This is a genomic window from Leisingera sp. ANG59, assembly GCF_013317235.1.
Taxonomy (GTDB): Bacteria; Pseudomonadota; Alphaproteobacteria; order Rhodobacterales; family Rhodobacteraceae; genus Leisingera.
On sequence record NZ_WLCM01000008.1, the window covers coordinates 1 to 22,305 of the forward strand.

Sequence of the window (22,305 nt, forward strand, 5' to 3'; positions counted from 1 at the left end):
GGGCAACGCCGACGTGGAAGCGGCGGTGCGCGCCAAAGTGGCGGACCTCTGCGCCCGGTTCCCGCTTTACCCGAACCTGTAAGCCCTTCCGGGACTGACATTGAACCGCCGCGGCCTCAAAGCCGCGGCGGTTTTGCTTTGGCAGGGCAATGCGGATCGCGGTCCGCGGGGGCAGCGTTACCGAAAAGGGGTTTCGCTGCGAAACCTTGTTTGTTAACAGCAAATTACGCGGAATCTCGCAGCATTAACMATCCCGGCSCGRCGCCTAAGGGCCTGCCGCAGCCAGGCCGGAAAGCGGCGGGGGCGGCTCGTACTGCAATGCGCTCCTGGCGAGGCACCCGCAGCGAAAAGAAGCCGCCCGCAAATGCAGCGGGCGGCTTGCGACCAGGGTCACCCTGGCTGAACTCAGAAGTCCTTCTTGGTATCCATCAGCGCGTCTTCCAGCAGCTTTTCATTGCGGGCGTCCTCGATCTTGCGGATGCGGTCCTCGCTGGAGCGGTGGTCGAAGCGGTATTTCACCACGTTGATCAGGCTCAGCGTCAGCAGCAGAACCGCCATGCCCCAGTAGCCCTTGGTCGCTAGCGGCACATCAGTCGAGAGCCACAGGGATATTCCAAGCATGCCATAGGCGATAGCGACGCCGGCGGTGTTCAGAAGAATGATCAGCTTGTTGTCGGTGTTGTCGGTATACATGTGTTTTCTCCGTCAAATTGAATGGGTCAGCCCGGCCCGGCCGGCTGCGCGGAAATAGAAAGGGCGGTTCAGCCTTTGGTCTTCAGGCGGTTCAGAACGTCCGCGGCAGTGCTGCGGCTGCGGGGGCCGAAACCGGCGTCGGCCAGATCGTCGGCAATCGTGGTATTGTTAAGTTCGCCGTCGATCTCGCGAAGGATCTCGCCCTGCTCGAAGGGGTCGTCGCGCTGCAGCACGTCGCGGATCAGCGCCTCGGCCTCCTCTGCCGGGCTATCGCCGCTGGTGTGGCGGCGCAGGCGGCGCTGGATGTCCTGCTCGCGCCGGGTGGCGCGGGCGGCAATGGCGCCCTGCTTGAGGTCGGTGATGCGGCGGCTGGCGGTTTCCACCGACTGGCGCAGCTGCAGGATACGGGTGTCGAGTCGGTCCAGGGTCTGACGGCGTACCGTCAGCTCGTTTTCCATATCCGCAACCGCCTGGGCGGCGTTCCTGGCCAGATCCTCGCGCCCTGCCTCCAGCGCCTCGCCTGCCCGCGCCGTCAGGTCGCGAATGCGCTCCTCCAGGGTGTCCACTTGGCGCTGTTCTGCCCGCTGGCGCTGGATCAGGCTGGCCAATGTCAGTTTAGCCGCCTTCAGGTTGGCGTCCGCCTCGCGGATCTTCTGGGTGATCAGCTCGATCGAATAGGTCTCGCGCAGCTGTTCTTCCGCGCGGGCATTGGCGCCGGTGATCAGGGTCTTCAGAGTATTGAACATCATTTCCCCCGCAAAGTGAACATCGTTCACGGAGAATCATGTAGCAAAAATGTGAACACTGTTCAAGAGTTTTCTTGAACAGTGTTCATAGCTCACCTGCTGCCGATTTGCTCCAGCACCTGGGCGATCATCTGCTCGATGCGCTCCGGCGGCACGCCGGAGATGCGCTGCTCCAGCCCCAAGAGCACGATGCCGTGGACGGCAGAGAACAGCGCCCGCACCATCAGGGCCGCCTCGCCTGGGTCCTTGTCCGGGAACAGTTCCCCCACCGGGCGGGCAATATTGGCAAACAGGTCATCGAGTGCGGTCATATACCACTCCGGCACTGCATCTCCGGCAGCCATCCGCAGGTCGAACATCGCCCGCCACAGCTTGGTGTTTTCCACAGCGAAATGAAGGTAAGCGTTGCTCATCAGGATCAGGCGGCGGCTGGGCGGCTCCGCCTCTGCTCCCGCAACCGAAGCCTCGACCGCGGCGCCGAGCTTCTGGAACGTGCGCCCGTTCACTGCCATGATGATGGCAGTGAGATCGTCGAAAACGTTGTAGATCGCTCCGACCGCGCAGCCCGCATCCTGCGCTAGGTCGCGGGCGCGCAGCGCCCCGGCCCCGTCGCGTGCGATGCGGATCTCTGCCGCTTCCACCAGTTTCTGCCGCAGCGCGGCCTTGCGCGCCTCCACCTTGCCTGCCATGGCTCCCTGCCCTTTGTCTTGAACCGCGTTCAAAATACAGCGGGCAGACGGGGCGTAAAGCAGGAAATCAGATCAGGCCGCGCCAGCGCAGCACCACCACCAACAGGATCAGTACGCAGAGAATGGAAAACGCCATACTGCCAAGGACACCGAGCCAGAAGCCCTTCCGGCGGTCGGCAAGGTCGATCTTCTGAAGATGCGCTTTCACCTCACGCGCCGCGCCCTGCAGCGGTTTCTCGTTCACCGTCATTCGCAGTTTGGGATGCGACAGCAGAGGCATCGCAGTGGCGAGGCGCATGCCCTGTTTGTAAACCCGCCGCGGAATGCGGCGGCGGACGTGTTTCAGCGCGGCGGCCAGGTCGCCGGAGGCGTGCTCGCGCTCCTTCAGGAGGGTGCGGATCTCTTCAATATCCTGGTCCAGGCTGGCGGCCATTCCGGCACTCTCCCCTTGCTGTGCTTTGGCGCTACCCTAGCCCGCTGCCGCGGCTGCCTCAATGGGGGTGGCAAGGCTCCGCCTGCGCGGCTATCAAGTGCTCATGCTGAACACGATCATTCATGGCTCTGCCACCGCAAACACCCCGCTTTTGATTGCCCATGGCCTTTACGGATCCGCCCGAAACTGGGGCGTCATCGCCAAGCGCCTGTCGGATGAGCGGCAGGTAATTGCGGTGGACATGCGCAACCACGGCGACAGCCCGCGCGAGGACAGCCACACCTATCCGGAGCTGGCGGAGGACCTTGCCGGGGTGATTGCGTCGCATGGCGGGCGGATGGATGTGATCGGCCATTCGATGGGCGGCAAGGCCGCGATGATGCTGGCGCTGAACCACCCGCAAGCGGTGCGCAAGCTGGTGGTCGCCGACATCGCGCCGGTCGCCTATGGCCACACGCAGATCCAGTATATCCACGCAATGAAGTCGCTGGACCTGAAGTCCATTGAGCGCCGCCCCGAGGCCGCCGCAAGGCTAGCCGAGGCCGGGGTGGAGCCTGCGCTGCAGAGCTTCTTCACCCAGTCGCTTGACCTGCCGAACAAGCGCTGGAAGCTGAACCTCGACACGCTGGCGGATCAGATGCCGAACATCATGTCGTTCCCGCAGACGGACGCCGCCTGGGATGGGCCTGTCCTGTTCCTGTCAGGATCGGAATCGGACTACGTGCTGCCGGAGCACCGTGAGGAGATCCGCGCGCGCTTCCCCAATGCCCGCTTTGCCAAACTGCCCGGCGCGGGCCATTGGCTGCACGCCGAGAAACCGCGGGAGTTCGAGGCCGCCGCGCGGGTGTTCCTGAACGCGTGACGCGTCAGGCTCCGCGTGCGTAGAGCTGTTTTGCCACCAGCCAGGCCACTGGCAGTGCCAGCACTGCACCAGCAGCTGCGGCCGCAAGAATTGCCTGTGTGTTAACCAGCCCGGCTGCCAGAACCGCAATCACAGCGACCCCGGCCAGGCTGCTGCCGATCAGCGAATAGAGGATGGATGCAAGGCGCAACATGGGCTTTCTCCTATGCCTTTGACTGTCCTGCGGTCAGGCATAGGGAATCGCGAATATGTACGCCTTGATCCTGATCAGAATCTGAAAACCTCAATTCTAGCGGGTGTACATCTGCTTCTTGAAAGCCCGGGTCCGCTCTGTCGCTGAGGCAGAGCCGTCGTGGTAGGTGCCGAACCACTTGTCAAAGGGGATTTCAGAGGTGCCGTAGTTGCACTCGAAATAGCGATGGTGCAGCTGGTGGAAGAAATCGCCGGCCTTCGCGGCCTCTGTTTCCTTGGCAATCACCCGCTCGAAGCCGGAGTGCGAGAGTACCGGGCTGATCTGCTGGAACATCGCATGGAAGGTCAGATGCAGCGGGTGCGACGGCACGATCAGGTGGATGAAATAGGTGGTGAAGTAGAGCAGGTTTTCATACCAGTGGTTTGAAATCCCTGACCACGGCCCGATGTTGACGTTGCGGTGATGCACCGCGTGCACATGTTTGTAGAGCCGCGGGTGATGCTCCAGCCGGTGCACCCAATAGAAATGCAGGCCGGACCACATCGGGATGAACAGCATCCAGACCACGCACCAGACCGGCGCTTCGGCAAAGGTCACGGTGGGAACCCAGCCGTTGGCCATCCCCCAATAGATGCCCCACTGATAGACGGTGGCCACGGTGATGGCGCTGCCCAGCGTCCACCAGATATTGTCCAGCACCTGATTCTTGAAGGTGAAGGTGCCGTTGCCGCGCGAGAGGTCGCGTTTGTCGAACTTCTTTTGCATCCCCTGGCCCTTGCGCATGTAGAGCCACCAGTGCAGCCCCCCGGCCACCGCGGCCTGCGGCAGCAGGTTGGCCAGCCAGACCTGAAGCATCCAGCCGGGGCGGAATTCACCCATCTCTGCCAGCGGCGGCAGCATCCAGGCATAGATCGCCAGCGCCAGCAGGAAACAGAGCGTCAGCGATGTGATCTCCATCCAGGCACCGCGGTACCATCTGAGGACCGCTGCCGGGCGCGGCGGCCAGCTGAACAGCGGGTTGAGCGGCACCGGCCCCTTGGGGTGGTAGTGCCAGCGCTCGGCCTCTCGGTCGCGTTCCGCGGAGTGCAAAGTTCCGTCCATTGTGCCGCCTCCCTTGCTGGCGCTCAGCTTGCGTAGTTGGAGCCTTCGTCGTCGAGAATCGCCTTCAGCTCCGCCAGGTGTCGCTCAGCCTGGTCCGGGTAATCCTCCAGCTCCTGCGCGGTCTTCTCGGCGATCTCATCGCTCAGCACACGCAGCTTCTGGCCGGTTTGCAGAGCGCGGATATAGGTCTCTGCGGCGCGTTCGAAATAGTAGAGGCGGTTGAAAGTGTCCGCGACGCTGTCGCCGATCACCAGCACGCCGTGGTTGCCCATGATCATGGTCTTGACCTTGGGATCGGTCAGCATCGACGCGCAGCGGGCGCTCTCGTCCTCAAACGCCAGACCGCCGAAATCGCCGTCGACCACATAGCGGTTGTAGAAGGTGGCGGTGTTCTGCTCGATCGGCGGCAGGGTGCTGTCGGCCAGGCAGGCCAGGACGGTGGCGTGGATCGAATGCACATGCATCACGCAGCGTGCGTGCGGGCACAGCCGGTGGATGGAGCCGTGCAGGCCCCAGGCCGTCGGGTCCGGCGCATCGGGGCGGTCCATGGTCTTGGGGTCGTTTGCATCCAGCAGCAAGAGATCCGAGGCTTTGACACGCCGGAAATGCGCCTGATTGGGGTTCATCAGGAACTGGGTTCCGTCATCGTTGACCGCCAGGCTGAAGTGGTTTGCGACGCCTTCGTGCATGTCCAGCCGCTCGGTCCAGCGGAAGGCCGCGGCCATGTCGACGCGCTCCTGCCAATAGGTGAGGTTCGGGCTCAGTTCCGCTTGCTTGTTCATCTTGGGCCTCCAAATCCGCTTTTCCTAGTGGTGCCAGCCGAAATTCCTGCTGACAAACGATGGATTCAGCCGCTATGCATTAATTCAACTAATGCATAGGTCTTGCATCCATGCCGTCACCCGGATCACCCTCCTCTTCCCTGCCACCGCTCACCTGGCTGCGCGCCTTTGAGGCCAGCGCCCGGCACCTGTCCTTCACCCGCGCCGCGGCGGAGCTGAACCTGACCCAATCGGCAATCAGCCAGCATGTGCGCAGCCTGGAGAACTTTCTGGGCCGGGAGCTGTTCATCCGCAAAACCCGGGCGCTGGAGCTCAGCGAGGCCGGGGCCAACTACATGCCTATCGTGCGGGAGGCCTTTGAGCTGATTGCTGCGGGCACCCAGGCCTTTACTGGCGGCGATCAGGGGCGGCATCTGGTGCTTCAGTGCAATATGGCGTTCTCAGTCTTCTGGCTGTCGCCGCGTCTGCCGCGATTGTACCAGAAGTTTCCATGGCTGGTGCTGAACATCGTGACGCCGATCTGGGACCCGGAGCGCCATGCAGCCTTTGCCGGGACCGAGATCCGCTTTGGCCGCCCGAACGACATGTCGGCAGCAGCGGTGCGGCTGACCTACGACCGGTTCTACCCGGTCTGCGCGCCGGGATTTCAGGATGGCAAAGCGGACTTCCGCACCGCCACACTGCTGGATTGTGCCGGTGTGACAGGGTCTTGGGGGGCGTGGTTCAAGTCGCAGGATCTGCCGTTTGAGCGCAATCACGAGATCAACCTGGCCTCCACTTATGTGATTGCCATGACCGCAGCACTGAACGGGGCTGGGATCTCCATGTCCCATGACACGCTGGCGGGCGGGCTGCTGGAGAGCGGCCAGCTGGTCCGGGCCAGCGATCACTCGGCGGAACTTCTGGAGAACTACTTTCTGATGCCGCCACCCAGCCATGCCAGCACCCCGGCATCGCGGGCGTTTCTGGAGTGGCTGGAAGGAGAGCTGCCGCCGGTTTAGACTGCACCGCCCGTCGGCACGCCGGGCAGCGCCCTTCCGCCCCATGGGCGGGCGCTACGCTTCCGCCCCCGGACAAGCACTGCCCTCACAAAGTGCCCTCCAACGCCAAACTTTCAAATTTCCCCAACAAGTCCTGCCGAATGTTCGCAATACGCCCGCGGCTTGCGCCATTTGCTGCTTGCTGCTAAACGCGCGGCACCGGTCGCAGCCTACCCGGTCACCAAAACAAGGGTTCAAAAATGAAAACTATCGTTATCTGCTCGGGCGGGCTGGATTCCGTTTCGCTTGCCCATATGGTCGCTGAAGAGCATCAGCTGACCCGTCTTGTCTCCTTCGATTACGGCCAGCGCCACAAGAAGGAACTCGACTATGCCGCCGCCGCTGCCAAACGTCTGGGCGTGCCGCATGACATCATCGACATGAGGGGCATCGGCGCCGCGCTTTCCGGCTCGGCCCTGACCGATGACATCGACGTGCCGGACGGCCACTACGAGGAAGAGACCATGAAGGTCACCGTGGTGCCGAACCGGAACGCCATCATGCTGACCGTCGCCTATGGCATCGCCGCTGCAAACGGCGACGACGCCGTGGCCACGGCGGTGCATGGCGGCGACCATTTCATCTATCCGGACTGCCGCCCGGCCTTCACCGAGGCCTTTGATGCGATGCAGCGTGCGGCGTTGGACGGCTATGCGGACGTGCGGCTGTATACGCCGTTTGTGCACCGCACCAAGGGCGACATCGTCGCCGCGGGCGCCAGGCACAACACCCCCTTTGCCGAGACCTGGTCCTGCTACAAGGGCGGCGAGAAGCACTGCGGCCGCTGCGGCACCTGCGTGGAGCGGCGCGAGGCCTTCCACCTGGCAGGCGTCGAAGACCCGACAGACTATGCCGACCCGGATTTCTGGAAAGCCGCCATTGCCGGGAAGGACGGCGGCTGATGTTCCGGATCACCAAGGAGTTCCACTTCTCCGCCTCGCATCAGCTAACCCATCTGCCGCCGGACCACCAATGCGCCCGGATGCATGGGCACAACTACATCGTTGTGGTGGAACTGGCAGCCAAAGAGCTGAACGCGGACGGCTTTGTGCGCGACTATCACGAGCTAAAACCGCTGAAGGACTACATCGACGGCACCTTCGACCACCGGCACCTGAACGACGTGCTGGAGGGTCATTCGACGGCGGAGAACATGGCCAGGCATTTCTACGACTGGTGTCATGCGCGCTGGCCGGAAGTGACCGCTGTGAAAGTCTCGGAGACGCCCAAGACCTGGGCGGAGTACCGGCCATGACCCTGCGCATTGCAGAAATCTTCGGCCCCACGATCCAGGGCGAAGGCGCCCTGATCGGGGAGCCCACGGTGTTTGTGCGCGCCGGCGGCTGCGATTACCGCTGCTCCTGGTGCGACAGCATGCATGCGGTCGACAGCGCCTACCGGCACAACTGGGCGGTGATGGCGCCAGAGGAAGTCATGGCAGAGGTGCGCCGCCTGTCGGGCGGCAAGCCGTTGACGGTGTCGATTTCCGGCGGCAACCCGGCGATCCAGGACTTCGCCCCGGTGATCGCCTATGGCAAGGCCGAGGGCTACCGGTTTGCCTGCGAGACTCAAGGATCGGTGAGCAAGCCCTGGTTTGCGGATCTCGACACGCTGGTGCTGAGCCCCAAGCCGCCCTCCAGCGGCGAAACCGTGGACTGGAAGGCCTTTGACCAATGCCTTCAAGCGGCCAAGGGCTGCGGCCAGGCGGTGATGAAGATCGTGATCTTCGACGACAAAGATTACGCCTGGGCCAAGGCCGCTGCCGAACGCCACCCGGAGCTGCCGCTGTACCTGCAGCCCGGCAACCCTGAGGTCGACCCGGAGCTGCCGGTCGATCTGAACCAGGCCACCGAGCGCCTCCTGTGGCTCATCAAAAAAGTGACCGGCGACGGCTGGTTCACCCCCCGCGTCCTGCCCCAGCTGCATGTGCTGGTCTGGGGCAACAAGCGCGGCGTCTGACAACAAGGAACCCTGACATGTCCGACAGCATCTACAGCAACCTGAAACAGCTGGGCGGCGACACCATCGTGCCGCAAAACCCGGAAGAGGCGGAACTGGAGCGGGTGCAGAACCCGCAGTCCGACGTTGCCTACAACGTGCGTTTCACCGCGCCGGAATTCACCTCGCTCTGCCCGATGACCGGCCAGCCGGACTTTGCCCATCTGGTGATCGACTATGTGCCGGGCGAGTGGCTGGTGGAAAGCAAATCGCTGAAGCTGTTCCTCACCTCCTTCCGCAACCACGGCGCCTTCCACGAGGACTGCACCGTCTCCATCGCCCGCCGCCTGGCGGATTTCCTGGAGCCCAAATGGCTGCGCATCGGCGGCTACTGGTACCCGCGCGGCGGCATCCCGATCGACGTGTTCTGGCAGACCGGCCCGATGCCGGAGGGCGTCTGGATCCCGGACCAGGGCGTGCCGCCCTACCGCGGCCGCGGCTGATACAACCCTGAGCAATCTTTCAACAGAGTGCCCGGCAGCCCGGCTGCCGGGCTTTTTCTTTGCAAAACAAACCCTGACCGCCGAACCCGACCTGCCGCAGCAAGTTGCGGCACGTCCGATAGAAACAAACAATTTACCGCAAAAGTGGTTTTAAGTTTAGTTGATCTGAACTCTCCGGAGACACCGGGAGGGGTCCGGCAGGACCGGACGGACAACAATGAAACAGGGGAGCTTCATGAACTCTTTGGACTTGGGGAAAACGCTTTCGGGCTACTTACAGGCGCTGTCGCAGGCCGGACTGCAGGTCGAAATGTTCACGGATTTCGAGAAAGTGCCTGAGACAGCTGTCGCAACAGGACGTCAATTCCAGATGCCGGGATTCGCCATCGAACGGGCCGACCACACCGAAAACTCCGCCTTCTGGCTGTTCCTGAAGGACGGCGACAGCTACATCGGCGGCGCGGCCTCAATGCTGCAGGACCTGGGCCGGGAGACGCTGGCCGAGTACCTGCTGCGCACATCGCGCCACCAGTTCCCCAATGATGCCGGCGGCGGGGTTGAAAGCGTTGCCGAGCCGCTGGCACGCGAGGTGCGCGGGCGGCTGGCCTATGTCGGCGAGCTGACCTTCCTGCCCGGCCACCGCGGGAGGCGGTCGGAACGGCTGGCACCCTTCATGCGGATCTTCCAGATTCTTGCGATCCAAAAATGGGATGTGGACTGGATCTATGCCTTCATCCCCGACCGCCACATGCAGGCGCGGCTGGATCTGGTCTATGGCTTCACCCGCGCCATCCCCCGGGCGCAGAAATGGCGCGCCCCGGAACCGGAGGTACGCAGCAGCACCGAATGGTTTGTCGGCGCACCCCGGCTGGAGATGGAGCATATGCTGCAGAGCGACCTAGCTGGTTTTGATGTCCTGTGAGAAGTTGACCACCAGCAGCTTTCCGTCCGGCAGATAGACTGGTGCCAGCACCCGGCGGTACTGGCGGGTGAACCGGCGCCCGTTCAGCAGTTTCACGTCCAGCGAGGGATGGGTGATCACCGGCTCGCCCCGGCTGATGGCTTCGCTGTGGGCCATCACCAGATCCGCGTTCACCTGTTCGCTGAACCCGTTTAGCGTGCTGCGCAGCTGGTTGCTATCGGACACTTCAAAACAGATAGAGGCGAGGCTGGCCGGACCGGAGCGGATCGGCTGAATGCGGTTCTGTTCCGAATCCGGCGGGTCGAACATGTCGACCGCATGCTGCAGCCGGTCAAAGCCCTCCAGGCGGCCGCTGTTGGCGAACCACCAGTCCAGGAAGTCCTGCAGCGACACGTCGCAGCCACTGTACTGGCGGGTTCTTGCAGCGGCCTGCAGCCGTGCATTGAGAATCTCGAATGCCTTCGCAGCTGCCGCGTCAGCGCGGATATCCGGCAGCAGCTCCAGCCCGGCCGTGTCCGAGGAAAAATACTGGAACGACACCCCCAGACCGCGCGCCAGCGCATCCAGCGTGCTCCAGCCGATCTCGCGCTCGTGCTTCAGCGCGCTGTTGAAGGTGCCATAGGGGATGCCGCACTTCAGCGCCGCCTGCCGGTTGGACAGGTTCATGTCGTTTAGAAGAGCCGTGATTTTCTCGTGGATGAGCGCCATATGTGCTGGATCTTTCACATTTCGCGAAACATCTTGCACAAAATCATCGTCGCAGCAACGCAGTCTCAGCGCGATCCCTGGAAGCGCCACCAAAGTGGCGGGCAGCCCCCTGCTTTGCCCGGCGCCAGGGGCCGTGCAGAAGGCTGCCATCAAGACAGCGCCGTAATTGAATTGAGAGAGCTGGTGCCCGCGGCCGGACTCGAACCGGCACGGCCATACGGCCAGGAGATTTTAAGTCTCCGGTGTCTACCATTCCACCACGCGGGCACGGGGTGCCATAACCGGGCACCTAAAACGCAGGTCTAGCCGCCTGATTTCACGCGGACAATGTGTTTTCGGCCAGATCGGCTAAAATTTCCCGCAGCGCGGGCAAAGCTACAACTCCACATCGCCGGCTCCGGGCGGCGCCAGCGGCCCGCCGGGCTCCGCCAGATAGCGCTCCGGCAGCCACGGGTTCAGCGCCAGCGCCTCCGCCAGCGCGGTGCGGGCTTCCTCCAGCCGGGACAGGCCGTAAAGCGACAGCGCCCGCCCGCTCATCGCGGCGATATGGCGGGGCGACAGCTCCAACGCGCGGTCCAGGTCCGTCAGGGCAGACGCGAAATCCCGGCGCAGGTAATGCACAAAGGCGCGCTGGTTGTAGCCCTCGGCATAGTCCGGGCAATAGGCGATCAGCTGGTCGAAGTCCGCCAGCGCGCCGAGGAAATCGAAGGCGGAGCGTTTGGTCATGCCGCGGTCGAGAATGGCCTGCGCCTGCGCATTTGGCGCATCGGCCCAGTATTCCCACATGCGATTGGCGATTTCCCGTGCATGGGATTCCGTTTCAGCTTCCTGCACCTCGGTCAGCAGCGCTTCCAATGGTGTGCTGTGGTCGGGGGCGTCGGGGCATTCCGACGCCAACACCGGGAAAGAAGCGGCAGCAAGAACCGCAGCACAGGCGGCGAAGGAAAACGGGGCGCGACGAAAGGCAAACAACATGCCCCATGCTCGCACAATTCCGGTTTCAATCAAGTCAACTGGGCGTGCGCCGCCCCTGCCCCTCCTAAAGCGGACCCAGGGCGCCGTCTTCCTTGACCGCCTGCATCGCCACATAGGTCGAGGTGGAGGCGACATGCGGCAGCGAGGAAATCTTCTCCCCCAGCACCGCCCGGTAATCGGTCATCGAGCGGGTGCGCACCTTCAGCAGGTAGTCGAAATGCGAGGCCATCATATGCGCCTGCTCGATCTCAGGCAGCCGCGCCACGGCTGCGTTGAACTTGGCCAGCGCAGCCTCGCGGGTGTCGTCCAGCTTCACCTCGACAAAGGCCACATGGTCCAGCCCCAGCCGGATCGGATCCACCAGCGCCCGGTAGCCGGTGATGATGCCCTCCGCCTCCAGCCGCTTGAGCCGGGTCTGGGTCGGGGTTTTCGACAGTCCGATCCGCCGCGCGAGGTCGGCGATGGAGATGCGGCCGTCCTCGCTCAGCACATTCAGAATCGCCCGGTCGAAGCGGTCAAGATCTATGGAGTTCATTTGGACTACCTGAGGGTCAATAATTCACTCATCTAAACTAGCCTTATCACATCTTTAGGCGATTGTCCTTCTGGAAAGGGTGTATTCTCAACAAAAGCCCTGCACACCTTTTGTGGAGTTCCCCGCATGACCGCTCAAACCAAGCTGCGCTACCGGATCGACGCCGGCACCTATGCCGATCAGACCGCGATGCGCGACCAGCTGGTGGCCCAGGCCGCCCTCACCGAAGCAGACCGCGAAAAAATCTGCGCCAACGCCGCTGCGCTGGTGCGTGACATCCGCGGCCATTCCGCGCCGGGGCTGATGGAGGTGTTCCTCGCCGAATACGGCCTCTCCACCGATGAGGGCGTTGCCTTGATGTGCCTGGCCGAAGCGCTGCTGCGGGTGCCGGATGCCGACACCATCGACGCGCTGATCGAGGACAAGATCGCACCGTCCGACTGGGGCAAGCACCTGGGCAAATCGACCTCCTCTCTGGTCAACGCCTCCACTTGGGCGCTGATGCTGACCGGCAAGGTTCTGGACGAGGAGCGCAGCCCGATCGGCGCCCTGCGCGGTGCCATCAAGCGTCTGGGCGAGCCGGTGATCCGCACCGCCGTCAGCCGCGCGATGAAGGAAATGGGCCGCCAGTTCGTGCTGGGCGAAACCATCGAAAGCGCCATGAACCGCGCCGCCGGGATGGAGGCCAAGGGCTACACCTATTCCTACGATATGTTGGGCGAGGCCGCCCGGACCGAGGCCGATGCGTCGCGCTATCATCTGGCCTATTCCAAGGCGATCTCCGCCATTGCTGCCGCTTGCAACAGCGATGACATCCGCAAGAACCCCGGCATCTCGGTCAAACTGTCGGCGCTGCATCCGCGCTATGAGCTGGCGCATGAGCACAGCGTGATGGAAGCGCTGGTGCCGCGCCTGAAGGCGCTGGCGCTGCTCGCCAAGGCCGCCAAGATGGGCCTCAACGTCGATGCCGAAGAAGCCGACCGCCTGTCACTGTCGCTGGAAGTGATCGAAGCCGTGGTCTCTGACCCCGCACTGGCGGGCTGGGACGGATTTGGCGTGGTGGTGCAGGCCTATGGGCCGCGCACCGGGCTGGCGATTGATGCGCTGCATGGGATGGCGGAGAAATACGACCGCCGCTTCATGGTGCGGCTGGTCAAGGGCGCCTATTGGGACACCGAGATCAAACGCGCCCAAGTCGAGGGCGTCGACGGTTTCCCGGTATTTACCTCCAAGCCGCTGACCGATGTGTCCTACATCTCCAACGCCCGCAAGCTGCTGGGCATGACGGACCGGATCTATCCGCAGTTCGCCACACACAACGCCCATACCGTCGCCGCCATCCTGCATATGGCCGAAGGCGTCGGCAATGAGCGCTATGAATTCCAGCGCCTGCACGGCATGGGCGAAACCCTGCACCAGATGGTGCTGGAGCAGAACAAGACCAACTGCCGGATCTACGCGCCCGTCGGCGCCCACCGCGACCTGCTGGCCTATCTGGTGCGCCGCCTGCTGGAAAACGGCGCCAACTCCTCCTTCGTGAACCAGATCGTCGATGAAAACGTGCCGCCGGAAGTGGTCGCCGCGGACCCGTTTGCTGCCGTCGCAGATGTGACCCGCAAGATCCCGACCGGGCCGGAGCTGTACGCGCCGGAGCGCCCCAACTCCAAGGGATTCGATCTGGGCCACGCGCCGACGCTGGCAAGGATCGAAGAGGCCCGCGCGCCCTGGCGCAGCCACCAGTGGCAGGCTGCGCCGCTGCTGGCGGGCGACGCCCAGCCGGAAGCTGCCAAGGATGTGACCAGCCCCACCGACCAGAGCGTGGTTGGCACCGTCGCCCAGTGCAGCCCAGAGGATATTGAACTGGCGCTGGCATTGGCAGATCCCTGGGACGCCCCGGCAGCGGAGCGGGCTGCTGTGCTGAACAAAGCCGCCGACCTCTATGAGGAAAACTTCGGCGAGCTGTTCGCCATCCTCGCCCGCGAGGCCGGCAAGACCATTCCCGACGCAGTGGCCGAACTGCGCGAGGCAGTGGATTTCCTGCGCTACTATGCGGCGCGTATTCCCGATGCGCCGCCTGCCGGCATCTTCTCCTGCATCTCGCCCTGGAACTTCCCTTTGGCGATCTTCACCGGCCAGGTCTCGGCCGCTCTGGCTGCGGGCAACGCGGTTCTGGCAAAACCCGCCGACCAGACGCCGCTGATTGCCCACCGCGCCGTGCAGCTGTTGCATGAGGCCGGTGTGCCGCGCAGCGCCCTGCAGCTGGTACCGGGCCGCGGCAGCGTGGTCGGGGCCGCCATCACCTCTGATCCGCGTGTGAACGGCGTCGCGTTCACCGGCTCCACCGCCACCGCCCTGCGCATCCGCAAGGCGATGGCCGAAAACCTGCAGCCGGGCGCGCCGCTGATTGCGGAAACCGGAGGGCTGAACGCGATGATCGTCGACTCCACTGCGCTGCCGGAACAGGCCGTGCAGGCGGTGATCGAAAGCGCCTTCCAGTCGGCCGGCCAGCGCTGCTCGGCGCTGCGCTGCCTGTATCTGCAGGACGACGTTGCCGATAACGTGCTGAAAATGCTGAAGGGCGCGATGGACTGCCTGCAGCTGGACGACCCCTGGCACCTGTCCACCGACAGCGGGCCGGTTATTGACGAAGGCGCCCGCGCAGGCATCCTGACGCATGTCGGCAAGGCCCGCGCCGAGGGCCGGGTGCTGAAGGAAATGCGCGCGCCGCAGGGCGGCACCTTCGTGGCGCCGACAATGATCGAGGTTCCCGGCATCAGTGCGCTGGAAGAAGAAATCTTCGGCCCGGTGCTGCATGTCGCGCGGTTCAAGTCACAGGATCTCGACAAGGTGATCTCCGACATCAACGCCACTGGCTACGGCCTCACCTTCGGTCTGCACACCCGCATCGACGACCGGGTGCAGCATGTCTGCGACCGGGTGCATGCGGGCAACATCTATGTGAACCGCAACCAGATCGGCGCCATCGTCGGCAGCCAGCCGTTCGGCGGCGAGGGATTGTCGGGCACCGGCCCCAAGGCAGGCGGCCCGCTCTACCTCAGCCGGTTCTGCGCCCCGGACCGCCAGTCCAGCGCCAGCGGCTGGGAGCAGAATATCACTGAGCTGAAAGCACCCAGCGGCGTGCCCAGCCAGCCGGTCACCACCTCCCTGCCCGGCCCGACCGGCGAGTCGAACCGCCTGACCGTCTCTGCCCGCCCGCCGCTGCTGTGCATGGGTCCGGGGGCCGAGGCCGCTGCTGCGCAGGCCAAGGAGGTGATCAGCCTCGGCGGCACCGCAATTGAGGCGCATGGCCTGCTGGACCTAAGCCAGCTGGAGAGCATCCACGGCATCGCAGGCGTCCTGTGGTGGGGTGACGAAGCCACCGGCCGCGAGATCGAACAGAGCCTGGCCAAGCGCGACGGTGCGATTGTGCCGCTGATCCCGGGCAAGCCGGACCGCGCCCGGGTGCTGGCGGAGCGCCATGTCTGCGTCGACACCACCGCCTCCGGCGGCAACGCGCAATTGCTGGGCGGCATGGCCTGAGCTTTCCGCGCTAAGCACTTGACGCTGGGCCGTTTCCGGCCCAGCGTTCCCCCATGTTTCCGATCCGCGACCACAACCCGTCCGGCCGCCGGCCCTATGTCGTCTATGCGCTGATTGCCGTAAATGTCCTGGCCTATATCTATTACACGGCCAGCTACGCCTCCCCCCGGGCGCTGGCCTATTTCTATGACGCCTATGCGGTGGTGCCTGCCGAGATCAGCCACGGCTACGGGTACGGGACGCTGTTCACCTCCCTGTTCATCCACGGCGGGCTGATGCACCTGGGCGGCAACATGCTGTTCCTGTGGATCTTCGGCGACAATCTGGAGGAGGAGATGGGCCACCTCCTCTTCCTCCTGTTCTACCTCCTCAGCGGGTTTGGCGCCGGGCTGATCCATGTGATGTCGGCGCCGGGGTCGATGGTGCCTACCGTCGGTGCCTCCGGCGCCATCGCCGGGGTGATGGGCGGCTACCTGCTGATGTTCCCCAAGGCGCGGGTCGATATCCTGCTGGTGCTGATCATCTACTTCCGCATCTTCACCATCCCGGCCTTTGTGATGCTGGGCGTATGGCTGGCGATGCAGTTCTTCGGCGGCCTCGGTTCTGACCCCAACCAGGGCGGCGTCGCCTACTGGGCCCATGCCGGCGGCTTTGCGGTCGGTCTGATCCTGTGCCTACCCCTGTGGCTGCGCCGCGGCGGCCCGGCATTCTGGAACCGGACGCATGGCACTCCGCCACATCCTGAGAATGAGTACGAATACTCCGCCAGCCGCATCCCGAAACTGCCGCGAAAGAAGCGTAATCCGGGGCCGTGGGGGAAATGAAGCGCCCCGCAGTCCGGTGTTCGTTTGCAGGAAGGAAGTATCAAGACGGCCTGCGGAACCATGGGAACAGGCTACTGATTAAAACGCAGGCCGCCGCCCCGACGGACATCGGGGTAAGGGAATGGTAGATCCGCTCCGGAGAAATTTACGGGGAATTATCGAAGGTTTTACTCAATGTTTGCCAAGCAAGGGGAATAGCCGTGACACTTTTGAAAGCCACCTGCCACTGCGGCGCCGTTGAGATCGAGGCGGAGTTTCCCGAAGGCCTCGCCTCGGCTGCGCGCTGCGACTGTTCCTTCTGCCGCCGCCGCGGGGCGGCGGCCGTCACCGCTCTTACCGCCAGCCTGAAAGTGCTGAAGGGAGCGGAGAACCTCAGTCTCTACACCTGGGGCACCCATACGGCGAAGCACTACTTCTGCAAGACCTGCGGCATCTACACCCACCATCAGCGCCGGTCCGATCCCAAGGATTGCGGCGTCAATCTGGGCTGTATCGAGGGCGCCAATCCGCGGACTCACCCGGAGACCTATGGCGAGATCCCGTGGAATGACGGGGTGAACCATCCGTCGGATCAGTGATCCTGCCGACAGCCCTCACTATGCAACACCTCCCTTAAAATCAAAAAACGCGGCTCAATGGCCGCGTTTCCGATGCTCAAAGTTCCGGGCAAATTCAGCCGCGGATCACTTTGGCGAAGTTCTCGAAGATCGGCTCGTTGGAGCAGACCACCGAGCCGCTGTCGATGATGCCCGCTTCCGGGTCGATCGCCTCGGCTAGGCCGCCGGCCTCCTTCACGATGATGATGCCCGCGGCCAGGTCCCACGGGTTCAGGCGGCGCTCCCAGAAGCCTTCATAGCGGCCCGCAGCCACATAGGCCATGTCCAGCGCGGCAGAGCCCCAGCGGCGCACGCCGGCGCAGGCGGGCATCAGGCGGGCCAGATCCTGCAGCGTCAGCGGCAGGTCGGCGCGGCCGCCAAACGGCACGCCGGTGGCAAAGATCGATTCAATCATCCGATGACGGCCCGAGACGCGGATACGGGTGTCGTTCATCCAGGCACCGGCGCCCTTCTCGGCAAAGAACATCTCATCCTTGGCAGCGTCATAGACCACGCCTGCAACGATCTTGCCCTTGTGCTCCAGCGCGATGGAGATCGCCCAGTGCGGCAGCCCGTGCAGGAAGTTGGTGGTGCCGTCCAGCGGGTCGACGATCCAGCGGCGGGTGGGGKCTTCGCCCTCGATCTCGCCGCCCTCTTCCGCGATCCAGCCATAAGTCGGGCGGGCGTTGCGCAGCTCTTCCTTGATGATCTTCTCGGCGGCGATGTCGGCCTTGGAGACGAAGTCGCCCGCGCCTTTCATCGAGACCTGCAGGTTTTCCACCTCGCGGAAGTCCTTCACCAGGGAACGGCCTGCCTTGCGGGCGGCCTTTATCATCACATTGAGGTTTGCGCTGCCAATCATGTCTGCAGAATCCTGTCACGTCGGGGAGATGCCGGGTCAATGCGTGCCTATACGCGCCCTGCCCCCGAATGCCAAGGGGTTATGCCGCAAACTGCACATCCCGCCTGACGCCGCGGCGCGGGGCACGCGGGCGGTTGAAATCCGCCGCCGTCGCACCCAGACTTCGCTGCAAACAGAACAAGGAGTGCCCCCATGCCCGACCAGATGCAGCGTATCGTGCTGGCCAGCCGCCCCGAAGGCCAGGCCAGCGAGGAGAACTTCCGCCTGGAGACCGTGGACCCGCCCCAGCCCGGCGAAGGCGAAGTGGTTGTAAAGGTTCATTATATGTCGCTGGACCCCTATATGCGCGGGCGCATGAACGCAGGCAAATCCTATGCCCCGCCAGTGGAGATCGGCGAGACCATGACGGCGGGCGGCGTCGGGGAAGTGATCGCCTCGAACAGCCCGGACTACCAACCCGGCGACTTCGCTCTGGGCATGTTCGGCTGGGCCAGCCATGCCTGCGCCAAGGCCTCCGAGATCCGCAAGCTGGACCCGGACATGGCACCGCTCACCACGGCGCTTGGCGTTCTCGGCATGCCGGGGTTTACCGCATGGCATGGCTTGGACGCCTATGGCCGCCCGCAGGCGGGCGAAACCCTGGTGGTTGCCGCGGCCACCGGCCCGGTCGGCTCCATGGTGGGGCAGCTAGCCAAGCAAAAAGGCCTGCGCGTGGTTGGCATCGCGGGCGGCGAGGACAAGTGCAAGCTGGCGGTGGAGACTTTTGGTTTTGACGCCTGTCTCGACCACCGGGCCCTGGGATCGGCCGAGGCGTTGAGCGCGGCACTAGCGGCTGCCTGCCCGGACGGCATCGACATCTATTATGAAAACGTCGGCGGAAAGGTGCTGGAGGCGGTGCTGCCGCTGATGAACAACTTCGGCCGCATCCCGGTCTGCGGCATGATCGCCTGGTACAACAGCGCTGAGACGGACCTGACAGCTCCGGCGATCTGGCGCGCGGTGCTGACCAGGTTCCTGTCGGTCAATGGCTTCATCATCTTCAACCACTACGACCGCTACCCGGCCTTCCTGCAGGAAGTAGCCCCCAAGATCGCCAGCGGCGGGATCAAGTACCTGGAGGACATTGCCGAGGGGCTGGAAAATGCACCTTCGACCTTCCTGTCGATGATGCAGGGCGGCAATACCGGCAAGCAGATCGTCAAGCTGGTCTGAGCCAAGCGCCGGCATCTGCCGGATTATGCAACCGCGCGGAGCGGGCACAGGCGCCGGAACGGCGCAGGCCGCTCCGTGCCTCTCCGGCGGCAGCATCTATTGATGCTGCAGCTTGCGCGCCTCGACCTTGGCCAATCGGATCAGCTCCTGCATGAAAGGCTTCTCGCGGTCCTCGGTCCGGATTGCCGCATAGAGGCTGCGGGTGATGCCGGATTTGGTCAGCGGCCGGGTCACATAGTCGGAGGAGTATTTCACCTCCCGCACCACCCAGTCCGGCAGCACCGACACGCCGCGGTTGGAGGCAACCAGCAAGAGGATCACCGCCGTCAGCTCCACCTGCCGGATCGAGGCGGGCTCCACACCGGCGGGGATCAGCAGCTGGCTGAACACATCCAGCCGGGTCTTGTCCACCGGGTAAGTGATCAGATTCTGGCCGATGAAATCCTCGGCCTCGACATAGGGTTTCTCTGCTAGCGGATGCTGCGCCGAGGCGACAAACACGGCGTTGTAGTCAAACAGCTCGATGAAATCGACGCCGTTGATGTCTTCCGGATCGGAAGAGACCACCAGGTCCACCTCCTCCTTCAGCAGCGCGGGCAGCGCGTCAAAGGCCAGCCCTGGGCGGATATCCACGTCCACATCGCCCCAGTTCTTGCGGAACCCCTCCAGCACCGGGAACAGCCATTCGAAACAAGCGTGGCATTCGATGGCAATATGCATCCGGCCTGTGTTGCCGTCGCGCAGAGAGGAGAATTCTGCTTGCGCAGCCTCGACTTGCGGCAGGACTTGCTCTGCCAGCCGCAACAGACGCAGCCCCGCCGGCGACAGCTTCATCGGCTTGGAGCGGCGGATGAACAGCTCCACGCCTGCCTGATCCTCCAGCCCCTTCACCTGATGACTCAGTGCGCTTTGGGTGATGTTCAGCTGCTCGGCAGCACGGGCCAGACCGCCGGCCTCATGGATGGCCTTGATGGTGCGGAGATGGCGGAATTCGATATGCATCCTATCAGATCGCTCATGTTAATCTTGAGTATTATGAAATTGTCTCACATTGCTGCGCGTGCAACAAGAGCTGACATCAACCTAGCGAGAGACCCTGAGATGACGACGCCCAAGATTTCCTTCGAATTCTTCCCGCCGCAAAATCTCGAAGCCTCCTTCCGGCTTTGGGACACCGTGCAGGTCCTCGCCCCGATGGGTCCGCGCTTTGTTTCCGTCACCTATGGCGCCGGCGGCACCACCCGCAGCCTTACCCGCGACGCGGTGGCCACGCTGCACAATTCCTCCGGCCTCAATGTGGCGGCGCATCTGACTTGCGTGAATGCCTCCAAGGCGGAAACGCTGGAAATCGCCGATCAGTTCGCCGAGGCCGGCGTGACCGAGATCGTCGCCCTGCGCGGCGACCCGCCCAAGGGCGAAGGCAAGTTCACCCCGCACCCCGAAGGCTTTGCCAATTCGGTTGAGCTGATTGAAGGACTGAAGGCGCGCGGCGATTTCAGCATCAAGGTGGGCGCTTACCCGGACCGCCACCCGGAAGCCGCCGATCAGGCCGCCGACGTCGAGTGGCTGAAGCGCAAGCTGGATGCCGGCGCCGATGAGGCGCTGACCCAGTTCTTCTTCGAGGCCGAGACCTTCTTCCGCTTCCGCGATGCCTGCGAGAAGGCCGGGATCGACGGAACAAAGCTGACGCCCGGCATCCTGCCGATCGAGAACTGGAAAGGCGCGCGCAATTTTGCCAAGCGCTGCGGCACCGTCATTCCCGACTGGGTCGAGGACGCCTTTGACAAGGCGCTGCGCGACGGCCGCGAGGAACTGCTGGCGACCGCGCTGTGCACCGAACTGTGCTCAGACCTGCTGGAGGGCGGCGTGGAAAAGCTGCACTTCTACACGCTTAACCGGCCGGAGCTGACGCGCGACGTCTGCTTTGCTCTGGGTGTCACGCCCAAGGTTGCGCTGCAGAACGTGGCGTAAGCGTTGCGCAAATCGGCGCGCGGTTTCTAATGGCAGGGATTTCCCGCCAAGGACCCGCGCGCCATGTTTTATGCCAAACAGCCCTCCGACCTGCTGACGATCGATCAGATCACCAGGATTTCCGGTCTTGATTTCATGCAGGGCATTCTCGACGGCCATCTGCCCGGCCCGCCGATTGCGGAGACTCTCGGCTATCACCTGCACAGCGTCGAAGACGGTGAGGTGGTGTTTCGCGGCACGCCGGAATTCTCTGTCTGCAACCCGATGGGCACGGTGCATGGCGGCTGGTACGGAACACTTCTGGACAGCGCTATGGCCTGCGCTGTGATGACCAAAGTTCCGGTGGGCGCGGTCTACACAACGCTGGAATACAAGATCAACATCCTTAGGCCTATTCCGCTGGGCACCACGATCGACTGCACCGGCAGCATCGACCACGTGGGCCGTTCAACAGGCGTGGCGCATGGCGAGATCCGCGGGCTGGAGGACGGCAAACTCTACGCCACCGGCTCCACCACCTGTATCGTGATGCAGATCGCTCCGCGCTGAGGACACGGCAGGCGGACGCGGGCTTGCCACCTGCGGCTTTTCACCTAAGTCTGTGCAGGCATATGAAAAACAGCAGAAAGGCAGGCCATGCCGCCAAACAGCCTAGCCCGCGCCGCAACTGCCCGCATCCAGGTTCTGGCCCCTGTTGACGAGCTGGATTTCCTGGACACCCAATCGCTGGTTCTGCCGGTTCAGGTCACGCCGCTGGAAGCCTGGAACATCATGCACGCCACGCCGCTGCCCGGCCTGAAGCTGGCCTTCCGGCTGCGCGATGCCGTTTCCGCCTTGTTCGGGGTCAAGCGCATCGGCGGCTTCTCCGGCCGGGCGCGGCTGAATGTGGAGGCCGGGGAGAAGCTCGATTTCTTTCTGGTTGAGGCTGTATCAGACGACGTTTTGACACTCACGGTCCGGGACCGGCATCTGGACGTGATGACCTGCGTCACCAGCAATAGCGGTGTGCTGAGCATCACCTCGTCTGTGAAAACCAATAACCTGTTCGGCCGGATCTACATGCTGCCGGTCCGCCCGGCGCACAAGCTGATCGTCGCGCTGTCTCTGAAACGGCTGCAGAAAGAGCTGGAACAGCGCAATGCGGCCAGACAGTAGCACCGCGGGCTCCCGCTGCTGCTGG

Annotated in this window: 26 protein-coding genes and 1 tRNA gene; 14 read left to right on the forward strand and 13 right to left on the reverse strand. The window is 63.7% G+C overall.

What is annotated here, in order from left to right:
• Window positions 1-405: 405 nt before the first annotated feature.
• The 4 genes from GKC28_RS09265 to GKC28_RS09280 all read right to left on the reverse strand — a co-directional run bounded on the left by GKC28_RS09265 (window position 406) and on the right by GKC28_RS09280 (window position 2,561).
• Window positions 406-693, reverse strand: coding sequence for a hypothetical protein (locus GKC28_RS09265; RefSeq protein ID WP_174146623.1), 288 nt, complete (start codon window positions 691-693; stop codon window positions 406-408).
• Window positions 694-761: 68 nt separating this feature from the next.
• Window positions 762-1,439 (reverse strand): PspA/IM30 family protein, encoded by a 678-nt coding sequence (locus GKC28_RS09270; protein WP_174146624.1) that lies wholly within the window; start codon window positions 1,437-1,439, stop codon window positions 762-764.
• 92 nt (window positions 1,440-1,531) lie between these two features.
• Window positions 1,532-2,128 (reverse strand): TetR/AcrR family transcriptional regulator, encoded by a 597-nt coding sequence (locus GKC28_RS09275; protein WP_174146625.1) that lies wholly within the window; start codon window positions 2,126-2,128, stop codon window positions 1,532-1,534.
• A gap of 67 nt (window positions 2,129-2,195) precedes the next feature.
• Window positions 2,196-2,561: a hypothetical protein gene (locus GKC28_RS09280; protein ID WP_174146626.1), complete on the reverse strand. Its 366-nt coding sequence runs from the start codon at window positions 2,559-2,561 to the stop codon at window positions 2,196-2,198.
• A gap of 103 nt (window positions 2,562-2,664) precedes the next feature.
• Between GKC28_RS09280 and GKC28_RS09285 the strand changes: the two genes are divergently transcribed.
• Window positions 2,665-3,423, forward strand: a complete 759-nt coding sequence (locus GKC28_RS09285) for an alpha/beta fold hydrolase (protein ID WP_174146627.1) — start codon at window positions 2,665-2,667, stop codon at window positions 3,421-3,423.
• A gap of 4 nt (window positions 3,424-3,427) precedes the next feature.
• Here GKC28_RS09285 and GKC28_RS09290 read toward each other — a convergent pair whose 3' ends face one another.
• The 3 genes from GKC28_RS09290 to GKC28_RS09300 form a co-directional block, all read right to left on the reverse strand.
• Window positions 3,428-3,616 carry a hypothetical protein gene (locus GKC28_RS09290; RefSeq protein ID WP_174146628.1) on the reverse strand — a complete coding sequence of 63 codons (189 nt, stop codon included), beginning with the start codon at window positions 3,614-3,616 and terminating at the stop codon, window positions 3,428-3,430.
• 96 nt (window positions 3,617-3,712) lie between these two features.
• On the reverse strand, window positions 3,713-4,717 hold the full coding sequence (locus GKC28_RS09295; RefSeq protein ID WP_174146629.1) for a sterol desaturase family protein: 1,005 nt from the start codon (window positions 4,715-4,717) through the stop codon (window positions 3,713-3,715).
• A 23-nt stretch (window positions 4,718-4,740) separates the two neighbouring features.
• A complete protein-coding gene (locus GKC28_RS09300; RefSeq protein WP_174146630.1) occupies window positions 4,741-5,499 on the reverse strand; it encodes a class II aldolase and adducin N-terminal domain-containing protein in 759 nt (252 codons plus the stop codon).
• 110 nt (window positions 5,500-5,609) lie between these two features.
• On the opposite strand from GKC28_RS09300, the gene GKC28_RS09305 reads away from it, so the two are divergent.
• The 6 genes from GKC28_RS09305 to GKC28_RS09330 all read left to right on the forward strand — a co-directional run bounded on the left by GKC28_RS09305 (window position 5,610) and on the right by GKC28_RS09330 (window position 9,902).
• Complete coding sequence (locus GKC28_RS09305; RefSeq protein WP_174146631.1) at window positions 5,610-6,500, forward strand: LysR family transcriptional regulator; 891 nt, start codon at window positions 5,610-5,612, stop codon at window positions 6,498-6,500.
• A gap of 239 nt (window positions 6,501-6,739) precedes the next feature.
• Entirely contained in the window at window positions 6,740-7,441 is a 702-nt protein-coding gene (gene queC / locus GKC28_RS09310) for a 7-cyano-7-deazaguanine synthase QueC (RefSeq protein ID WP_174146632.1), read from the forward strand.
• Window positions 7,441-7,794, forward strand: coding sequence for a 6-carboxytetrahydropterin synthase QueD (gene queD, locus GKC28_RS09315; RefSeq protein WP_174146633.1), 354 nt, complete (start codon window positions 7,441-7,443; stop codon window positions 7,792-7,794). Before queC ends, queD begins: the two co-directional genes overlap by 1 nt.
• On the forward strand, window positions 7,791-8,498 hold the full coding sequence (gene queE, locus GKC28_RS09320; RefSeq protein WP_174146634.1) for a 7-carboxy-7-deazaguanine synthase QueE: 708 nt from the start codon (window positions 7,791-7,793) through the stop codon (window positions 8,496-8,498). The genes queD and queE overlap by 4 nt, the downstream gene beginning before the upstream one ends.
• Window positions 8,499-8,515: 17 nt before the next feature.
• A complete protein-coding gene (gene queF, locus GKC28_RS09325) occupies window positions 8,516-8,980 on the forward strand; it encodes a preQ(1) synthase (protein ID WP_174146635.1) in 465 nt (154 codons plus the stop codon).
• Window positions 8,981-9,215: 235 nt separating this feature from the next.
• Window positions 9,216-9,902 (forward strand): hypothetical protein, encoded by a 687-nt coding sequence (locus GKC28_RS09330; protein WP_174146636.1) that lies wholly within the window; start codon window positions 9,216-9,218, stop codon window positions 9,900-9,902.
• Here GKC28_RS09330 and GKC28_RS09335 read toward each other — a convergent pair.
• The 4 genes from GKC28_RS09335 to GKC28_RS09350 all read right to left on the reverse strand — a co-directional run bounded on the left by GKC28_RS09335 (window position 9,879) and on the right by GKC28_RS09350 (window position 12,120).
• On the reverse strand, window positions 9,879-10,610 hold the full coding sequence (locus GKC28_RS09335; protein WP_174146637.1) for a helix-turn-helix transcriptional regulator: 732 nt from the start codon (window positions 10,608-10,610) through the stop codon (window positions 9,879-9,881). The two genes, GKC28_RS09330 and GKC28_RS09335, sit on opposite strands and share 24 nt — an antisense overlap.
• Window positions 10,611-10,791: 181 nt before the next feature.
• Window positions 10,792-10,877: transfer RNA gene (locus tag GKC28_RS09340), tRNA-Leu, on the reverse strand.
• Between the two features lie 108 nt (window positions 10,878-10,985).
• Window positions 10,986-11,585: a tetratricopeptide repeat protein gene (locus GKC28_RS09345; RefSeq protein ID WP_174146638.1), complete on the reverse strand. Its 600-nt coding sequence runs from the start codon at window positions 11,583-11,585 to the stop codon at window positions 10,986-10,988.
• A gap of 64 nt (window positions 11,586-11,649) precedes the next feature.
• The gene (locus GKC28_RS09350) at window positions 11,650-12,120 is read right to left on the reverse strand and encodes an Lrp/AsnC family transcriptional regulator (protein ID WP_039186370.1); all 471 of its coding nucleotides are present in this window, start codon (window positions 12,118-12,120) and stop codon (window positions 11,650-11,652) included.
• 126 nt (window positions 12,121-12,246) lie between these two features.
• On the opposite strand from GKC28_RS09350, the gene putA reads away from it, so the two are divergent.
• The 3 genes from putA to GKC28_RS09365 all read left to right on the forward strand — a co-directional run bounded on the left by putA (window position 12,247) and on the right by GKC28_RS09365 (window position 17,062).
• Entirely contained in the window at window positions 12,247-15,660 is a 3,414-nt protein-coding gene (gene putA, locus GKC28_RS09355; protein WP_174146639.1) for a bifunctional proline dehydrogenase/L-glutamate gamma-semialdehyde dehydrogenase PutA, read from the forward strand.
• 53 nt (window positions 15,661-15,713) lie between these two features.
• Complete coding sequence (locus GKC28_RS09360) at window positions 15,714-16,484, forward strand: rhomboid family intramembrane serine protease (protein WP_174146640.1); 771 nt, start codon at window positions 15,714-15,716, stop codon at window positions 16,482-16,484.
• A gap of 209 nt (window positions 16,485-16,693) precedes the next feature.
• On the forward strand, window positions 16,694-17,062 hold the full coding sequence (locus GKC28_RS09365; protein ID WP_174146789.1) for a GFA family protein: 369 nt from the start codon (window positions 16,694-16,696) through the stop codon (window positions 17,060-17,062).
• 94 nt (window positions 17,063-17,156) lie between these two features.
• On the opposite strand, the gene GKC28_RS09370 is transcribed toward GKC28_RS09365, so the two are convergent.
• Entirely contained in the window at window positions 17,157-17,942 is a 786-nt protein-coding gene (locus GKC28_RS09370; RefSeq protein ID WP_174146641.1) for an inositol monophosphatase family protein, read from the reverse strand.
• Between the two features lie 192 nt (window positions 17,943-18,134).
• On the opposite strand from GKC28_RS09370, the gene GKC28_RS09375 reads away from it, so the two are divergent.
• A complete protein-coding gene (locus GKC28_RS09375; protein WP_174146642.1) occupies window positions 18,135-19,154 on the forward strand; it encodes an NADP-dependent oxidoreductase in 1,020 nt (339 codons plus the stop codon).
• 96 nt (window positions 19,155-19,250) lie between these two features.
• Here GKC28_RS09375 and GKC28_RS09380 read toward each other — a convergent pair whose 3' ends face one another.
• On the reverse strand, window positions 19,251-20,156 hold the full coding sequence (locus GKC28_RS09380; RefSeq protein WP_174146643.1) for a LysR family transcriptional regulator: 906 nt from the start codon (window positions 20,154-20,156) through the stop codon (window positions 19,251-19,253).
• 99 nt (window positions 20,157-20,255) lie between these two features.
• Between GKC28_RS09380 and metF the strand changes: the two genes are divergently transcribed.
• The 3 genes from metF (at window position 20,256) to GKC28_RS09395 (ending at window position 22,280) form a co-directional block, all read left to right on the forward strand.
• A complete protein-coding gene (gene metF, locus GKC28_RS09385; RefSeq protein ID WP_174146644.1) occupies window positions 20,256-21,125 on the forward strand; it encodes a methylenetetrahydrofolate reductase [NAD(P)H] in 870 nt (289 codons plus the stop codon).
• Between the two features lie 63 nt (window positions 21,126-21,188).
• Window positions 21,189-21,674, forward strand: coding sequence for a PaaI family thioesterase (locus GKC28_RS09390; protein ID WP_174146645.1), 486 nt, complete (start codon window positions 21,189-21,191; stop codon window positions 21,672-21,674).
• 87 nt (window positions 21,675-21,761) lie between these two features.
• Window positions 21,762-22,280 (forward strand): DUF2867 domain-containing protein, encoded by a 519-nt coding sequence (locus tag GKC28_RS09395; protein WP_174146646.1) that lies wholly within the window; start codon window positions 21,762-21,764, stop codon window positions 22,278-22,280.
• Window positions 22,281-22,305: the final 25 nt, after the last annotated feature.

Bases quoted from the DNA above. Each gene is read 5' to 3' on its own strand.
- GKC28_RS09280 (WP_174146626.1), bottom strand. From the start codon at position 2,561: ATGGCCGCCAGCCTGGACCAGGATATTGAAGAGATCCGCACCCTCCTG.
- GKC28_RS09270 (WP_174146624.1), bottom strand. From the start codon at position 1,439: ATGTTCAATACTCTGAAGACCCTGATCACCGGCGCCAATGCCCGCGCG.
- GKC28_RS09295 (WP_174146629.1), bottom strand. From the start codon at position 4,717: ATGGACGGAACTTTGCACTCCGCGGAACGCGACCGAGAGGCCGAGCGC.
- GKC28_RS09275 (WP_174146625.1), bottom strand. From the start codon at position 2,128: ATGGCAGGCAAGGTGGAGGCGCGCAAGGCCGCGCTGCGGCAGAAACTG.
- GKC28_RS09390 (WP_174146645.1), top strand. From the start codon at position 21,189: ATGTTTTATGCCAAACAGCCCTCCGACCTGCTGACGATCGATCAGATC.
- GKC28_RS09300 (WP_174146630.1), bottom strand. From the start codon at position 5,499: ATGAACAAGCAAGCGGAACTGAGCCCGAACCTCACCTATTGGCAGGAG.
- GKC28_RS09360 (WP_174146640.1), top strand. From the start codon at position 15,714: ATGTTTCCGATCCGCGACCACAACCCGTCCGGCCGCCGGCCCTATGTC.
- queE (WP_174146634.1), top strand. From the start codon at position 7,791: ATGACCCTGCGCATTGCAGAAATCTTCGGCCCCACGATCCAGGGCGAA.
- GKC28_RS09395 (WP_174146646.1), top strand. From the start codon at position 21,762: ATGCCGCCAAACAGCCTAGCCCGCGCCGCAACTGCCCGCATCCAGGTT.
- GKC28_RS09345 (WP_174146638.1), bottom strand. From the start codon at position 11,585: ATGTTGTTTGCCTTTCGTCGCGCCCCGTTTTCCTTCGCCGCCTGTGCT.
- queF (WP_174146635.1), top strand. From the start codon at position 8,516: ATGTCCGACAGCATCTACAGCAACCTGAAACAGCTGGGCGGCGACACC.
- GKC28_RS09380 (WP_174146643.1), bottom strand. From the start codon at position 20,156: ATGCATATCGAATTCCGCCATCTCCGCACCATCAAGGCCATCCATGAG.
- GKC28_RS09335 (WP_174146637.1), bottom strand. From the start codon at position 10,610: ATGGCGCTCATCCACGAGAAAATCACGGCTCTTCTAAACGACATGAAC.
- GKC28_RS09350 (WP_039186370.1), bottom strand. From the start codon at position 12,120: ATGAACTCCATAGATCTTGACCGCTTCGACCGGGCGATTCTGAATGTG.
- GKC28_RS09265 (WP_174146623.1), bottom strand. From the start codon at position 693: ATGTATACCGACAACACCGACAACAAGCTGATCATTCTTCTGAACACC.
- GKC28_RS09290 (WP_174146628.1), bottom strand. From the start codon at position 3,616: ATGTTGCGCCTTGCATCCATCCTCTATTCGCTGATCGGCAGCAGCCTG.
- GKC28_RS09305 (WP_174146631.1), top strand. From the start codon at position 5,610: ATGCCGTCACCCGGATCACCCTCCTCTTCCCTGCCACCGCTCACCTGG.
- GKC28_RS09285 (WP_174146627.1), top strand. From the start codon at position 2,665: ATGCTGAACACGATCATTCATGGCTCTGCCACCGCAAACACCCCGCTT.
- metF (WP_174146644.1), top strand. From the start codon at position 20,256: ATGACGACGCCCAAGATTTCCTTCGAATTCTTCCCGCCGCAAAATCTC.
- queD (WP_174146633.1), top strand. From the start codon at position 7,441: ATGTTCCGGATCACCAAGGAGTTCCACTTCTCCGCCTCGCATCAGCTA.
- GKC28_RS09330 (WP_174146636.1), top strand. From the start codon at position 9,216: ATGAACTCTTTGGACTTGGGGAAAACGCTTTCGGGCTACTTACAGGCG.
- queC (WP_174146632.1), top strand. From the start codon at position 6,740: ATGAAAACTATCGTTATCTGCTCGGGCGGGCTGGATTCCGTTTCGCTT.
- putA (WP_174146639.1), top strand. From the start codon at position 12,247: ATGACCGCTCAAACCAAGCTGCGCTACCGGATCGACGCCGGCACCTAT.
- GKC28_RS09375 (WP_174146642.1), top strand. From the start codon at position 18,135: ATGCCCGACCAGATGCAGCGTATCGTGCTGGCCAGCCGCCCCGAAGGC.